The organism is Anabaena sp. UHCC 0253, assembly GCF_009712085.1.
GTDB lineage: Bacteria > Cyanobacteriota > Cyanobacteriia > Cyanobacteriales > Nostocaceae > Dolichospermum.
This window is the reverse complement of record NZ_VILD01000009.1, coordinates 55946-72108: the sequence shown is the minus strand read 5'-3', so window position 1 is coordinate 72108 and position 16163 is coordinate 55946. Positions and strand designations below refer to the sequence as shown.

Genomic DNA, 16163 nt, shown 5'->3' with positions numbered 1-16163 from the left:
CCCATCTCATTTTTGTATGATTGACTGTAAAACCTGGCATAATTAATAAACCCAGTTGCTTAAAAACTCTACTTGCCCCTGCATATCTTCTGCTGATTTGGTATTAATCAATCGCAAAACCCCACGCATTAATTCACCAATTCCATATCGTTGTTGTGGTGCTAGAATTATTCCAGCATGAGATAAACCCTGTTCCAGCAGATTAGTATGAATCTGGTAAAAGTCTCTGGCGTTAAAACTAAATATAACTCGGTTGTTTTCCTTAGCCCAAGTTAGCTGTTCTGGATCAGATTTGTACAACATTCCCACATCTGCAACCGTTAATACATCTACATTGCGGGAACGCAAAGCTTGAACAAAGTCTTCATCCATAGAATCCTCATCAATATAAAGTCGGATCTTATTCATCTGCTTTTTTATCTTTCTGGCTGTGTAAAGTTGCTAAACTCCAATATTCAGCCTCTGCTTCAGTTAACTCAGCCTCAATCTGATCACGATTAGCGTGGTAGTAAGCTAAAGCTGCATATATTTGAGCAAGGTTGAGGTAACTTATCCGACGGGCAATTTCTTCAGCATTTGCACCTTGTTTGTAAAGAACAACCACCCGACTTACAGAAGTTTTAGTCCCTGTAATCACGGGACGACCATTATTTACATCTGGAGAACAGGTTACTAGCGTACCAATGTTAGTCGCAGTTAGCATAGTTGAGAGAATTTTTAGCTAAGGTTATTTAATTTTAGTTTATTGTTGGCGCATCGCACCACAGGCGATCGCTCATAATATAGATTACTTGCTGGTAAGATTTCTACATTGTGATACATAGAAAAATACTTTATAATTGTTGATGCAATAATCAAGATTAATTAAAGTGTGAATTTATCAGAACAAACAATATCGGCACTCGGATCTATTATTACAGGTGATAAACAAATTTCGCCATACCGAACTGGTCCACAACTCATTGATTTTTTCCGTACCTTTGGTTCAGATGATATATATGAGAGCGGTTTTCCTTCTCGTTGGCGTTATACAAAGGATAAACTGTATGACTTTAATAATACAGTTTCCATGAAAAATATCTTAGAAACTGCTTTTCATCCTCTGGACTTTCTCAATGGAGGTAAAGATATTAAAAGTGCAGTTGATTATCTTAACGAATTTCTTAAATTTGATGGATATCAATTAATAGCTGTTGGTAATAAATGGAAAGTTTCTCAATTAGTTGATACTCAAATTGATCTATTACATCCTTATGAGAATTCAGTTGAGATAACACACATATTTATTGATGAGCAAATTAAAAAGTGTGATAGAAAACTTACTGAAGGGGACTTTGATGGTGCTATAACTAATGCGCGGTCTCTTATTGAAGCAGTTTTATCTGCAATTGAAAAAGAGTTTGATCCTCAGCCACCAAAATATGATGGTAATCTTCCAAAACTTTACAGGAGAGTTCAAAATCATTTGAATCTTTCTCCAGGACAGGAAAATATTGGGGAGTGCTTACAACAAATCCTTTCAGGGTTGACAAGTATTGTTTCTGGTTTGGCTACATTACGAAATACAATGAGTGATTCTCATGTAATTTCCTATAAACCGTCAGAACATCATGCAAGATTAGCAGTTAACTCAGCTAAAACACTTTGCAACTTTCTCTTTGATACCAAGGAATATCAAATGAAAAAAAGATAAACTAAACTAAACTCTTACTACTCTCACTCTCTGTGACTCTGCGCCTCTGCGTGAGCTAAATACTCTTAATTGTAAACAAAAAAAAGAGGTCATCACTGACCCCTTCCAAATCTACTAAAATAATCTCTGATTTATAGAAATTAAGACAAACCAGCATTAGTACCTTGCTTACCAGTTGCCAATTCCACCTTAACAATTTTGCCACCCATTTTTTGAATCCGTTGTTGTTCACGGAACCAATTTTCATAAGGAACTAACTTAGTAAAGTAAGTATTTTGTAATTCGCGTTGGGTGCGAGTACGACTTAGGCTAGGAACACAAGCAGTTACTTTAAATAAACGAGCCATTTTGTTTCAAATCTCCTGATATTGTTTTGGAAACTTTTTATCTCAAATATGTTGAGTGAAAATCTTTAAATTATTCTTTCCAAGGCTGGGAATCAACCATCAATACTAGACTGATAACACTTACAACCAATCAGCAAGAGAACCTTCTAGCAATCATGATTGATTTCCAGACCTTAATAAAGTCGCACCTACATGACTAAGTGCAAACCTAACTCCTAGCTCAAGCCAGAGGAGATATAGTCAAAGTAAACGCCCATTTCTTTACCAGCGTCAGGACCAACCAAACTAGCGGTTACTTCCTTCATAGCTTGGATAGCTTGAACGGTAGCGCCTACGGGTACTCCCAAGGAATTGTAGGTTTCTTTCAAGCCATTCAATACACGCTCATCCAAAATGGAAGGATCGCCAGCGAGCATAGCGTAGGTAGAATAACGCAAGTAGTAATCCAAGTCACGGATACAAGCTGCGTAACGACGAGTGGTGTACATATTACCACCGGGACGGGTGATATCAGAGTACAACAAGGACTTAGCTACAGCTTCTTTAACGATCGCAGCAGCATTAGCACTGATTGTTTGAGCCGCACGAACGCGCAGTTCACCAGTAGCGAAGTAGCCTTTTAGCTTTTCGAGAGCAGCGGTATCAAGGTATTTACCTTGAACGTCTGAAGAATTGATAACGGAGGTAATTGCGTCTTGCATTGTTGTTTTTTTCCTTATTTCCAACCTGATTGCAACAGTATTCGTTTGAGCCTAGAAATAGCTAAAACTTACTGCATTGCACCAACAACGTAGTCGAAGTAAGAACCAGCTTCACCAGCGTCTTCAGCAGACAACAAGGTAGCAGCAACGTTCTTCATAGCGGCAACGCCACCAGCAACTGCATCAATGGGAGTACCCAAAGATTTGTACATTTCACGAACACCAACGATACCGATTTCTTCGATGGGGGTTACATCACCAGAAACGATTCCGTAGGTAACAAGACGCAAATAGTAGTCCAAGTCACGAAGACAAGTAGCTGTCATTTCTTGTCCGTAAGCGTTACCACCAGGGGAAACAACATCAGGACGCTTTTGAAACAGTTGGTCGCCAGCTTGCTTAACGATGCGTTCGCGGTTTTCGGTCAAAACTTGAGCGATGCGGAGGCGTTGTGCGCCACCAGCAGCAAAACCTTTGATTCTGTCTAATTCACCGGGGCTGAGGTAGCGAGCTTCTGCATCAGCATTCACGATAGCTTTCGTGACGATACTCATTAATGGACTCCTCCAAAACTAATGGAACCAGAATTTGATTAAACTGGTACGACTTTATGCGGTTGATAGGGACTTAACATCTTGATTTACATTTTTAGCCAGATTGACCGGATTTAGTGTAAACAAGGTGGAAACTCAACTACCTCCCGGAAAACATTGTCCAGTATTATGTTGAGCATTTATTACTGCTCTTAATATTTTGTAACATTTATTTTCAGATTTGCTCATTCTGAGGGAACAGGGAACAGGGAACAGGGAACAGTAAAAAGCTAGATAAAACAACCTTTTCTGTCACCTATTACCTATTACCCATTACCCATTTTCCTATCTATTGGGAAGACCACCTGTTAAAACAGAGGGAGACAAGCTAGACCAAGATTGTTTCACCAAGTCAGCAGCAGCTTGGACACTACCCAAATAATTACCGGCTGGTAAAGATGGATAGCGGTTGTAAGGTACTACGTCTTCACCAAAGTAGCGAGCATACTCTGGACTGTTGACAATTGCCTCTACAGCAGCCCTTAAACCGCTATCAGCCAGCAACTTGTTATACTGACGGATTTCGCCTTGGGTAGCTGGTGCGCGTCCCAATAGGTGACGGAATAGGAACTCAATTACCTTAGTGTTGGGGTAAGGAGTGTAGAACCGCTTGCGATAGATATCTGAACTAGCTAGTTCGAGAACAAATTCACGCACGGTAATTTCACCGTTACGTAGTTTGCTATCTAATTCAGAACGGCGGAAATATTCAGGAACTTGACCGCTAAATACGTCCATTACTTGACAGTAGATAGCATTAATTACCTGATTGGTTTCTGGAGAATTTGTCCCAGTGGTAGCGCGGTAAATCCGGGCTGGTTTGCGGCGGCTTGTACCCACACCGACTTCCACAGACTGACCACGACCATCATTGAAAGAACGACCCAACTCAATAAACAAGGGTTTAGTCTTGTCCATTTTTTTAGCTTGGGCTGCCAAATCAGCGATCGCCTTCGCTAACATTGGCGTATTCTCAGTTTTAATCCGAGACTTGACAGTTTCAAAGCTAGGAACAACCAAATCATCATTCTGCTTAGTTAGCTGGTTGTAAAGCTTCTCGGTATTGGGGAAGTTAGCAGCAGGTAACGTGGGGAAGCGACGGAAAGGAACAGTATCCTCACCAAACACTTGACGGTATTCTGCACTATCCACCATCTCGCTAATAAAGGCACGAATTCCTTGAGTAGCCAGAATTTGGTTGTATTTGCGAATTTCCGCTTGGTCAATCGGGGCGCGACCCAAGAAATGCTTAGTACCCAACTCAATTACTTTTGTATTGGGGTAAGGAGTGTAGAACTCTTTCTGGTAAAGGCTAGAGTAACCCAAACCTTGAATAAATTCCTTAACACTAATTTCACCGTTCACCAACTTGCTTTCGAGAACCGTGAACTCGTTCTTAGAGATGTAAGGAGCAATATCTCGCTCAAAAATCTGCCGATAAGCACCGCTAATCACAGTGTCAGCAGCAACCTTGTCATTACTACTTGCTGTGAGCTTGAAGACCTTGGTTTGCTCACGTTGCTTAGTAACACCTTGGTTCATGCGGAATTCAATATCTGGTTCAGTCCGCATTTCTGTGACTGCACCCAATTCCACAAAGCGAGGTGTTTCTTGTTTTTGAACATTCGCCAAATCTTCGTTGATAGTCCCCACGCGCAATTGACGTAAAGACACACCCGCAGGAGTTAGATAGCGTTCGTAAGGAACTGTATCTTCATTAAATGCTTGGCTGTATTCTTCACTGTCTAGAATGGCATCAACGATCGCATAGAAGCCCTTTTTGGACGCAATGTCAAAATACTTATTATTCTCTTGACGACCATAAGTAGGACGACCCAACAAGCGACGGTGAATATATTCAATCGCTTTACAGACATAAAGAGAAGTCCAATACATCTTGCGGAATAAATCCGACTTCGCCAACATCCGCACAAACTCGCGGACAGTGATTTCGCCGTTTTCCAGCTTGATTTCCGCAACCTTGAGGCGTTGACCTTCGTAAACATCACGACCGAAAACTTGCAGGTAACAAGCCTTAATTACCGCTTGGGTAGAGCTTTCCGAGAACTTGACACTTGCACCCTTAGCAGCTTTTCTACCAATAGTTCCAGGTAATTGGTCTAACTTGAACACCTTCGCGCCCAAAGTCCCAGGAGCGACACTCCGAGCATTAGGATTGCTAAGTTGGTTATTAATACCAGGTCCTTGGTGAATTAAGATCCGGCGGGTATCCTTACTAAAAGGTGCAGGACTGCTGCTGGGGTTGCGAGTTGCTTTCGGGAAAATCGCCCCAAATTGAATTTCCAAGGGGTCATTACCAGAGCCGTAGGGATGTTGGTCAGGTAATGGCTGTTCGTAAGCAGCAAAGGTAGTAATAAACTGAGGAACTTTCCGGAAAGGCGCACTGTATTTAAACAGGTCTTGCTGTTGTCCCCAGTTGCGACATTCTTGAGCTTCTTGACCCAGACCCCGAATGTAGGGAACTGTTTCTTCGCCGAAGTAATCGCTGTATTCGGTAGAATCTACCAAAGCATTAACTAAAGCTGCTAAACCGCCTTTGGAAACAATGGAGAAGTATTTTTGCACTTCTTCCCGGCTACTTGGTCCCCGTCCTAAAATGTGACGGAAGGCCAATTCAATCACCCGGCTGTTAATAAAAGGCTGATAAAACTGTTTTTGGTAAAGGGGAGATTTAGCTAAACGACGAATAAACTCCTTCATGGAGATATCGCCATTTTTGACTTTGGATTCCAAGTCAGAAATAGACAAACTATAAGCACGGGTAATATCTCGCTCAAATAGTTGTCTGTAAGCCGCTTTGATAACTTCAGTTTTCTCAGAAGCAGACAAACCGGGCTTCATGGCGTACTTAGGACGACGTTCTGCGGCATTAGCATAAATTTGCGGCAGTTGTAACCCTTGTTGGTCGCCAGAAGGACGTTGACGGACTTTGGTTGAAGGTGTGGGTGCTTGGAATTCTGTCAGCAACACATCCATGTACTGAGTCACAATTTCTGTGGCTACAGGGTCTTTGCGGAAATAGGATAAAGACGCTGATTTAATTTCCTGCAAAGCCACGATGGTTGCTTCACCAGAACAGGCATTTTCAATAATTTCCCGCAAACCTCTGGTATTGACAGAGATGATGTTGGGGTCGCCAGCCACAATCGCATAGGTAGCATAACGCAAGAACCAGGATAAATCCCGTAAGCTCTTAGCCATGTTACTAGGACCATAACGAGCAACGTTAATGGGTCTAAAGCCTGGAGGTGTGGGTCCACCAGCAGAAGTATTGAAGATAGAACGCAGGTTTTCAAAGAAACCACCACGACTTTCAACGTAGGTGACAGTTCCTAATGTCATGCCCTCTTGGACACTCATACCACCAGCGCCAACCATTGCCATTTCTCGCTCTTGGGGCTTTTCTAGGAAAGCCATGGGAGAGCCACCGATAAAAATCCGGTTAGCAGCACGAGAGACGATGATTTCGGAATTTTCTGTAAGAATCTGGGCAATTTCTAAACGTTTTGCACCAGAGGAAAAATAACTGCTGAGTTCACTCAGTTCACCTCTTCCCAAAAAGCGGTCTTGTTGTTCCGCTTGGGAAATAGTAGCTACTGGTACAGTTTGATATAGTTGCGGACGCGCAACTGAGCTTCCACCGCTTGCCTTAACACTCATTGGATTCTTAAAACTCCTATCATAATCGTTTATGTGTTAAGCCTGAGTTGCTTTAAGGCTTGACATTTTTGCGTATTTGTGAATATTAAGCCTGCAAAACCCAGTAAATTAACCAAGTCAATTTTTAGATTAGAACGTTTTGCGTTTACGCTGTTGGTTTATTAAGAAGTATGACGAATCTGTAATCTAAATTTGATATTCGACATGATCAGGAGATCAATCAGCGAACTGTTAATATCAGGACTGAACTCAGTAAGCCAAAAGAATACGTAGCAAATATTACATGAATGCTACGTTGTTTGACATTGGTGATTGGTGATTGGGAATTGGTGATTGGTGATAAAATCTTAGTCTTAAATCCTGGACATCCTGATAGCGCAGCCTGGCGTTAGCCATTTCTGACAATTTCCTTACTTTCGAGAAAGCGGTAAGTACCTGAGCAAAATTAATTGCATATTTTTGGAACAAATACAAATCCCTGTTCCCTGTTCCCTCTCCTAAATGTACAATTTATTTTGCACGATTACTTACTAGTACACTGCGGCGTAAATCAAGCAACCATTATAGCGGTTATCGGTCGGATGAAATACAATCGAGGGCGGGGAAACCCCACCCCTACAGGTTTTGCGATTTAATGACTGTATCTCACTCAAGTGCATACCGCTATAAGAACTCTCAAGAAGCTTGTGTCATCTGCTTTTTTAATTTTTAATTATTAATTTTTAATTCCGCCCTGCGGTACTAGTGGAGTTTCTACAGATTCTGGATGAGTTGGTTGTAAATAGTCTTCTTTAGTAAAGTAATAATAACTGTGAGGTTCATTTTTGAGAATTACACCATTAACCACCTGTCCCAAAACATTTTGACCAGATTTGGCTAATAGTTCTTTGGCAAAATTAGCATTTACAGAATCAACAACACCAGGACGAACTACTAATAAAACACCATCAGCCATTTGTCCCAAAGTAACCGCATCAGCAGCTACATTTAAGGCTGGTGTATCAACAATTACGTAATCATATTTATCAGAAAAATTCGCCATTAAAGCCGCCATTCGTTGTGAATCAAGAAGAGATGCAGGACTAGGAGGAACTATTCCAGAAGTCAAAATATCTAAATTAGGCATGATTTTTTTGATTGTCGTGGTAATATCTTCCTGTCTGACAATCAAATTACTTAAACCTTGATTATTCATCAAGTTCCAAATTTTATGTTGAACTGGACGATGCAAATCTCCATCTATTAATAACACTTGACGGTCCATTTGAGCGATCGCTGTAGCTAAATTAGCTGCAACTGTTGATTTACCTTCATTAGGTACTGAACTAGTGACAACAATAACTTTTAGCTCTTTATCAGCACTCATAAAGTTCAAATTTGCCCTCAGCATTCGGTAAGCTTCACTAATAGAAGAGCGCGGAAAATCTCGAATCACAACTCTTTGTTGATAGGATTCCAGATCATCTTTTTTCCGCATATATGGTTTAAGGTTATTAATTGTCGGTAGTATTCCCAATAAAGTCATTCCTAGTAATTCCTGAGCTTCTTCAATAGTCTTGATAGATTTATCTTTGACTTCTAAAATATATATAGTTGCCAAGGCAGCTATGATACTTAATAACGCTGAACTGAGATAGGAAATCAGAGGAGAAAAATTAGGTTCGTCAGGAATTCTAGCTTCAGCAATCTTAGTTGCATTCCCTAAATTTTGATTTTCCGCAATACGACTTTCTTGTAACTTCTGAAGTAACAGAGAATAGGTAGACTGTGCGGCTTGTAGTTTACGGTCTATTTGACGTTGTTGCTGATCTAGTCTGGGTAAATTATTCAATCGTTGTTTATAAGCAAATTGTAAATTTAATAAAGACTTAGCTTGACTTGCTAAACCTAGACGGTTAGATTCTAATTCTACTAATCTACTAGCAAGTGATTGTTGTAAGGTACTTAATTCTAAATTGCCTTTTAGTTGTTGTTCATTTTTGCCTAAAACCTGAACTATTCTATTATCAATAACTCTATTTAAAGAGGTAATTTTATCTTGTAACTCTATGATTTGTGGATGACTATCCTGTAACACAGTCCGTCTAGTTGCTAATTGTGATTGTAGCTGTTGAATTTCCTTGAGAATATCTTGAACTCCAGAAATTTGGCTAATAGAAGTCGCTACTAATGCCTGTTGTGGGTTCATTCCTAATTGTTGACTAATGATTAGAGCCTGTGACTCAAAATTAGCTAATTGAGATTGAGTATCGTTAATTCTTAATTGTAGATCCCCAATCACTGCTATGGCATTTGTAGCTTCTTCCTGTAACGAAACAACTTTATTTTTCTCTTTAAAAGCTGCTAATTCAGATTCAGTTTTACGAACTACTAATTCAGCTTTTGGGAGTTGTTTTTCTATAAATTGACGTGCTGTGGCTGCTTCGGCTCTACGTGAAGATACATTTTGCTCTAAATAGATTTTGATTAATTCATTGACAACTTGAGCAGCAATTTTAGGGTTAGTATGATTGAAAGTAATTTGGATAACATCAGCACCTTTAACTTCTTTGACAGTAAGTTGATTGAGAAATTTCTTAATTTTTAAAGGAACACCTTGACTATCTTGGAGATTTAGTCGGTTAATAGTTGTTTCTATCAGAGGCAGAGAACGAATTACTTCTACTTCTGTAGTGAGAGGATTACTCATTTCTATGAGAGGATCTAATCTACTTATTTCTGTTCCTAATCCTGTCATAGAAGAAGTAGCATTATTTCTGTGAAAACGCAATTTACCTTCTGCCAAATAAATAGGGTTTTTTTAAAGATGTAGCTAACTGAGCGACTACGAAAACAGAAACAGTAATAAATAAAGTAGCGAGCCAGCGACGTTTAATGATTGTCCAATATCTTTCTAGTGATATAGAAGGTTCTTGTAGTTCCATAATAAATTAAATTTTTATTTTTTAAGTTGTAGAGTAAATGGCTTGAATAGCATCAATCACTCGCTCTAACTCTGCATTTGTAAGATTAGAACCAGAAGGTAAACAAAGACCTTTTGTAAATAAATCTTCGGACACTTCACCACCAATACATTCACATTCAGAAAACACAGGTTGGAGATGTAATGGTTTCCAAACAGGACGAGCTTCAATTTGTCTGCGAGCAAGTTGCAGCCGGATATATTCTCTATCTGCACCAAATTTATCAGCATCAATAGTTAAACAAGTTAACCACCGAGTAGAAATTCCAAATTTTGCTTCAGGCATAAATTCTATTCCTGGGAGATCATTTAAAGCCTGTTGGTAAACTTCAAAATTGCGTCGTCTTGCTGCTACTCTTTGATTTAAAACTCTTAATTGACCCCGACCAATACCCGCTAAAACATTACTGAGACGATAGTTATAACCAATTTCTGAATGTTGATAATGGGGGGCAGGATCACGGGCTTGAGTTGCTAAAAATTTAGCTTTGGTAATTAATAGATCATCATGAGAAACCAACATTCCTCCACCAGATGTAGTGATGATTTTATTACCATTAAAAGAGTAAATGCCAAATCGCCCAAAAGTACCTGGAGACAGCCCTTTATAAGTAGCACCTAAAGCCTCAGCCGCATCTTCTATGAGAGGGATATTATAGTGATCACAGACTTTGAAAATAGGTTCAATATCGGCACTTTGACCATATAAATGAACAACAATAACTGCTTTGGGTAACTTACCAAGATAGGCACGTTTTTGTAAAGCTTCCTGCAACAAATCTGGGTTCATATTCCAGGAAAGGCGATCGCTATCAATAAAAACTGGTTTTGCCCCTAAATAAACAATTGGATTAGCGGTAGCTGCAAAGGTTAAAGTAGAGCAGAAAACCTCATCTCCTGAAGTGACTCCAACTAATTGCAAAGCTAAATGTAAAGCCGCAGTTCCCGAACTAACAGCAGCCGCATAACTAGCACCAGTAACTTGACAAAATTCCTGTTCAAAAGCATCAACATGGGGTCCAACAGGGGCGATCCAATTAGTATCAAATGCTTCTTTAACAAATTCTAATTCTTGATTTCCGATATGAGGAGTTGAGAGGAGAATTGGTTTATTCATTTAATTTAAAGTAGTTTCTTTAATTAATCGAGCAGGTACACCTGCTACTGTACTGTTTGGCATCACATCCCTCATGGCTACTGAGCCGGCACTGACAGTAGCCCAAGCTCCCACCTGAATTCCTGGCAATACAATGCTTCCCAGGGCTAAAAAAGCCCCCTCCTGGGCTGTTGCCCCTCCTGCCAGATGGGAGAGTGCCATATGTACGTAATCTCCCACACAGCAGTCATGATCAACACTCGCTTTAGTATTAATAATTACGTGCGATCCAATTTTTGCAGAGGGCTGGATGATTGCACCGGCGCATACTACTGTACCTATACCTAATGAAACATCAGGATGAACCCACGCATAGGGATGAACTACGGTAATCCAATCAAGATTAAGTTCTTCTACTAACCGCTTTCTTTTTTCATTTTGGCCAACACCAATGATTGCATGAGAAAAATCGCCATATTTAAGCTCACTGACGGGACCAACAACCGGAATACCAGAAATATGCGTTCCCCTCTTTTGCAGATCATCATCGTAAAAACCGACTACGTGGTGTCCTGCTGCCATGAGCGTACTTGCTACGACTTTGGCATGACCTCCTGCACCAATTACAATTACTTTTTTTTGATTCATAACATCATGAAATTATAGGGAAGTGACAATTAAATCTTCTACTTCAATAATGATGCTACTCAAAGACAAACCTACTCCAAATCCTGTTAAACAAAGCCGACCACTAATTTTATTTATTCCTTGATTGTAGGCATAACGACTAATAGCAATGGGGATAGATGCACCACTTGTATTTCCGATTCCTTCTACCAATATGGGAACTTTTTCTGCACTCAATTTGAGTTTTTTACGAATGTAATCAACCATAAATTTATTAGCTTGGTGAAATACAAATAAATCAATATCTTCACTGCTTAAATTACAAGTTCTTAAAGCGAAATTGACCAAATCTGGCACTTCTTTAATGCAAAATGAAAAAACAGCAGCACCATCCATTGCCAAATCATTATCGCTTCTGTAGATACCATTTCCTCTGAAAGTAGTAATACTTGTTTCCTGGCTAATTGGCTTTCTCATTCCCCCAGCAGGAACAATCAACTTATCATAATCATCGGCAATTGTTCGCCAAAAAGCTGTTAATCCTTGACTGTTCTGATCAAATTCCAAGACACAAGCAGCCGCACCGTCACCAAATAATAAATGCGCGGCTTTATCTTGGTTATTTACTAATTTTGTGATTGTATCTCCAATCACCAATAGTCCACATTTAAGATCACCATTATTAAGTAATTTTCCCAAGACAATTAGACCATGTGTAAATCCCGCACAGCCAGTATTTATATCTAATGTCAATACTTTGGGATCTAACCCTAATTGATGACATAAAAGAAAGGAATTTCCGGGAATTAGATAATCTGGAGTTTGGGTAATACAAACAAGACAGTCTATATTTTCTTTCCTAATATTGGTAGTGTTTAAAAGTTTATTCACAGCTTGATACATCAGATCAAAAGCTGTTATTCCCTCTTCGGCAACTCTTCTGCTATAAATGCCAATTGTTTGACTAATCCGTTCTATTTCATCATGTTCTAATACATCAGATAATTCATGATTAAATTCAGTTTCTTGAGGTAAAGCAACTGCTATTCCTCGCATACTGATGTTAGGAATACTTGTTTTATTCATAGATTTTGCCAAAATCAAAGATTCTCATGTTTTGCTAAATGAATTCTGCAACAATCCGAGCTTTATCAAGATTATTTTTATAGGACTGACGCAAGATTGAACTCAAAACCTGATTCTTGCTTAGGGGTAATTCATGAATTACCCCTACTTCCATTCTGTTTTGCGTAATTTCTGTTTTAGTGAAAATGCCCTACTATATAATCTGCTAATTTACTAATTGATATAAACGGGCTTTTTTCCTTGCACATAGTCTGATCATTGGCAAGAGTAATATCAAGATCAAATGTATCTATAATATTTTCTTCTATGAGAAAAATAAGATTGATAATATGTATAGAATCAAAAGGTGAATCTCCTCCTAAAATCCTGGTTTCTTCATCTATATTGGCAGGTAAATGAATATTCGAGTTATCTGCAACTGCTTTAAATGCTGTTTTGATGATTTTGACAACCTCTTCCCTGATTGTATTTAACACATTATTTTCCTTAATCATTGTTTCATAACCAATTATTTGATTTGCACTGGGACAGATAAGATCAATCAGGTCTTTAATCGTTTTACTTTCGACGATAGCATTGACAGGAATAGCACGATGAGTATAACTATCAAGCATTGATATTACGGATAGTCTGCAAACTGAATCCCATGCAGATCCTAATTCTTCTAGTGCTGTTTCTTCCGTAAGATATGCACCATTAATTTCCATGGCTTCACTTAACGTTTCTAGTATTTCTTGACGATTTACCATATTTTCCTCTAGAAAATTATATTAATTTACTAATCCATTTAATAACTACACTAAATACCTGGAAATAATCTTGTCATTTTGGCATTATCTTGATCAAAAAATAGGCGATATATACGCCTATTTTCTGTAAACTGTAGGGGCGAAGCATTCGGAAAATAAATTTGGGAAAAAACCGATAATTTATTGCCCGAATGCTTCGCCCTTTTTATGTAAAAACAGTGACAAGGCGATCGCATTTGGCACTCATTGTATTAATTTGCACTTTTAGCCATTCATCATGAGGAGTTTCCCCATTTACCCAAGCTATTAATGCGGCGGGAATATTTGCTCCTGCTAGATGAGAAAATGGATAGCCACCACCAAAACGGGGATTCATTTCTAACACAAAACTACCTTTTTTTCCCACAATTACATCACAGTCTAGATTGCCAATATGACCTAGTTTTTGGCCAATTGTTTCACCTAGTTTTTGCAGTTCTGGATTTTCGACAGTGACAGCCCGATCTGTTTCTCCCGCTCGCATGGTAAGCTTGCGTTTAACAAAAGTGGTAATGTAAGAACTTTCTAAATTATTAATGATATCAAGACCATATTCTTGGCCAATAAGTCGTTCTTGAATTAGAATACACCTGTCAATATCAGATGCACTTACTTGAGATAAAAACGATTTCATTAGTGATTTTTTGACAAACTGATAAGCTAATACCAATTCTTCATCATCTTCAGGATATTCAATCCCAATTGATGCACTTCCCCAGCGGGGTTTAACTACTAAAGGAAAACCTATTTCTCCGCGCTGAATTGCTGCTTGTGCTTCCCTAATAGACAGATAAGTTTTTGGTGTAGAAATACCCAGGCTTTCTAAAAATTGAAAAGTTGCCCATTTATCAAAACAAATATTGATAATTTCCGGTGAAGAAACAACTGGGATAGTTCCTATTTTTAGAAATTTATGACGTTGTTTTGCTAAAAATGGCAGTTCTAAATCGTTGAGAGGAATAAGTAACTTAACTGATTTTTGCTGACAGATATGCAGGAGTTTATCAAAGTAATCACCATCATTGACAAATGGTAATAAAAAACTTTCATCTGCTTCCTGTAATGCTGGAGCTTCTAGACTAGCATCCCCAGCAAATACTAATCCTCGACCTTCTAAAGCTGCTTGAAAGAACTTCACCAGATAATTTCTTCTTCCCGCACAAGTTAACATGATATTCATATTTTTGCTGTTCATATTACATAAGTAGAAAATACATCTTGAGAAGTTTCTTTGCGTCTGACTAATGTATACTTTTCTAGAGTGGAATCATAGCTAATAATTGGAGGATTAGGACGAATAAACGGCGGTTTAAATACCACTGTATATGCACCTAAATTATCGAAAACTGCATAATCACCAATGCCTATTTCATCAGCATAATCTGGATATAAACAATCATGTTCCATGCAAGTATATCCAACTAAATCAACAGAACCACTGAGTTTTGGCTTTTGAGAATTTTCTCCACTGCTATAAACTTGTAATGACAATTTCTTGTCAGTTAAAGTTGGTTTGATATTGTGAATACTACCAACTACCAACGCAACTTGTCGGCATCTAACTGTTTTAATTCCCACCACTTTACCGACAAACTTCAGAACATCAGCAACAACAGCAACACCAGGCTCAATGATTAGCTCTGGTCCAGAATCATCAGGAAATCTACTTCTTAATTGAGGAGCAATTGCCTCTGCATACTCTTGATAACTGGGAATATGACAATCAAATTGCGCCTTTAAATCATCTTGCATTTTTCCGAAAAAACCACCACCAATATCAATAAATTGCGGCTGTTGATCTGGGAAATAATAATCAGTGAGTTCTATTATTTTTTGCGTGCGTATTTTATAGGATTCTACACTTCTTGTTGATGTGGAAATATGACAATGCAATCCCAACACTGAGCAATTATTTAATTCTCGAAATTCTTTAAAAACATCATCTAATGCTCCTCCTTCCACATCAAATCCAAAGCGAGAGATCCTACCTGCACCAACATCAAAATTACATCTTAAACCGACTGCAATCTTGTTTTCTGGCAATCTTCGCGCTAAGGCTGTAACTACTTCCACTTCTTCCAAACAATCCAAATTGACAATAGAACCAGCCAGGATAGCATTTTCCAAATCTGCTGGAGACTTTAAAGGACCATTAAAGATGATTCTAGATGGAGAGACACCAATAGCGATCGCTAAATCATACTCCATTTGCGAAACCACTTCTGCATAACCTCCCAAAGAATGCACGGTTTGGCATAATTTGGGAATGTAATTAGTTTTATAAGAATAGCCTAAGTTGGTATGGGGATAAATCGAGCGAAAACTTTGCAGAAACTCTTGATAGTTACTTGCAAATTTTTCTAGATCAAGAATAAAAAAGGAATCACCAAATTCTGTTTCTAACTCAAAAAGTCTTTGCCAAGAAAGTTGCATTTTAAAAGCTCAATATTGATTAAAAAATTAGGAAGTTGTTAAACATTAGGACTTACGCAAAATATCTCTGAACCCTCTTCTCTTCGTGTTCTTCGTTCCTTCGTGGTTCATTAAAAAAAGTCTTAAAGATCGAAGTAAACAATTGTCAATTGTGAT

15 protein-coding genes are annotated in these 16163 nt (G+C 38.7%); 1 reads left to right on the top strand and 14 read right to left on the bottom strand.

The features are described 5' to 3' along the window. Positions 1-42 precede the first annotated feature (42 nt). Together FJR38_RS21815 and FJR38_RS21810 are read right to left on the bottom strand one after the other, a co-directional pair. Entirely contained in the window at positions 43-408 is a 366-nt protein-coding gene (locus FJR38_RS21815) for a DUF5615 family PIN-like protein (protein ID WP_071190498.1), read from the bottom strand. Further along, a complete protein-coding gene (locus FJR38_RS21810; RefSeq protein ID WP_168492783.1) occupies positions 401-703 on the bottom strand; it encodes a DUF433 domain-containing protein in 303 nt (100 codons plus the stop codon). Before FJR38_RS21810 ends, FJR38_RS21815 begins: the two co-directional genes overlap by 8 nt. 168 nt (positions 704-871) lie before the next feature. On the opposite strand from FJR38_RS21810, the gene FJR38_RS21805 reads away from it, so the two are divergent. Then, positions 872-1693, top strand: a complete 822-nt coding sequence (locus FJR38_RS21805; RefSeq protein WP_168492785.1) for an abortive infection family protein — start codon at positions 872-874, stop codon at positions 1691-1693. A 140-nt stretch (positions 1694-1833) separates the two neighbouring features. Here FJR38_RS21805 and FJR38_RS21800 read toward each other — a convergent pair whose 3' ends face one another. From FJR38_RS21800 to FJR38_RS21750, 12 genes are all read right to left on the bottom strand, one after another. Beyond that, positions 1834-2040: a phycobilisome linker polypeptide gene (locus FJR38_RS21800; protein WP_027402734.1), complete on the bottom strand. Its 207-nt coding sequence runs from the start codon at positions 2038-2040 to the stop codon at positions 1834-1836. A gap of 215 nt (positions 2041-2255) precedes the next feature. Then, positions 2256-2741: an allophycocyanin subunit beta gene (apcB, locus tag FJR38_RS21795; RefSeq protein WP_168492787.1), complete on the bottom strand. Its 486-nt coding sequence runs from the start codon at positions 2739-2741 to the stop codon at positions 2256-2258. A 68-nt stretch (positions 2742-2809) separates the two neighbouring features. Then, positions 2810-3295 carry an allophycocyanin subunit alpha gene (gene apcA / locus FJR38_RS21790; protein WP_168492790.1) on the bottom strand — a complete coding sequence of 162 codons (486 nt, stop codon included), beginning with the start codon at positions 3293-3295 and terminating at the stop codon, positions 2810-2812. A 324-nt stretch (positions 3296-3619) separates the two neighbouring features. Continuing rightward, entirely contained in the window at positions 3620-7015 is a 3396-nt protein-coding gene (locus tag FJR38_RS21785; RefSeq protein WP_168539395.1) for a phycobilisome rod-core linker polypeptide, read from the bottom strand. Positions 7016-7730: 715 nt separating this feature from the next. Then, positions 7731-9800, bottom strand: a complete 2070-nt coding sequence (locus FJR38_RS21780; RefSeq protein ID WP_254449528.1) for a polysaccharide biosynthesis tyrosine autokinase — start codon at positions 9798-9800, stop codon at positions 7731-7733. Then, a complete protein-coding gene (locus tag FJR38_RS28725) occupies positions 9787-9939 on the bottom strand; it encodes a hypothetical protein (protein ID WP_254449527.1) in 153 nt (50 codons plus the stop codon). The genes FJR38_RS21780 and FJR38_RS28725 overlap by 14 nt, the downstream gene beginning before the upstream one ends. 21 nt (positions 9940-9960) lie before the next feature. Then, positions 9961-11094, bottom strand: a complete 1134-nt coding sequence (locus tag FJR38_RS21775) for an aminotransferase class I/II-fold pyridoxal phosphate-dependent enzyme (RefSeq protein WP_168539393.1) — start codon at positions 11092-11094, stop codon at positions 9961-9963. After that, the gene (locus FJR38_RS21770) at positions 11095-11721 is read right to left on the bottom strand and encodes an acetyltransferase (RefSeq protein WP_168492796.1); all 627 of its coding nucleotides are present in this window, start codon (positions 11719-11721) and stop codon (positions 11095-11097) included. It abuts the gene before it with no gap. A 12-nt stretch (positions 11722-11733) separates the two neighbouring features. After that, the gene (locus tag FJR38_RS21765) at positions 11734-12786 is read right to left on the bottom strand and encodes a 3-oxoacyl-ACP synthase III family protein (protein WP_168492798.1); all 1053 of its coding nucleotides are present in this window, start codon (positions 12784-12786) and stop codon (positions 11734-11736) included. A gap of 176 nt (positions 12787-12962) precedes the next feature. Beyond that, the gene (locus FJR38_RS21760) at positions 12963-13535 is read right to left on the bottom strand and encodes a hypothetical protein (protein ID WP_168492800.1); all 573 of its coding nucleotides are present in this window, start codon (positions 13533-13535) and stop codon (positions 12963-12965) included. Between the two features lie 205 nt (positions 13536-13740). Further along, on the bottom strand, positions 13741-14769 hold the full coding sequence (locus FJR38_RS21755; protein ID WP_168539391.1) for an ATP-grasp domain-containing protein: 1029 nt from the start codon (positions 14767-14769) through the stop codon (positions 13741-13743). Then, a complete protein-coding gene (locus FJR38_RS21750; protein ID WP_168539389.1) occupies positions 14766-16007 on the bottom strand; it encodes a decarboxylase in 1242 nt (413 codons plus the stop codon). The genes FJR38_RS21755 and FJR38_RS21750 overlap by 4 nt, the downstream gene beginning before the upstream one ends. Positions 16008-16163 lie beyond the last annotated feature (156 nt).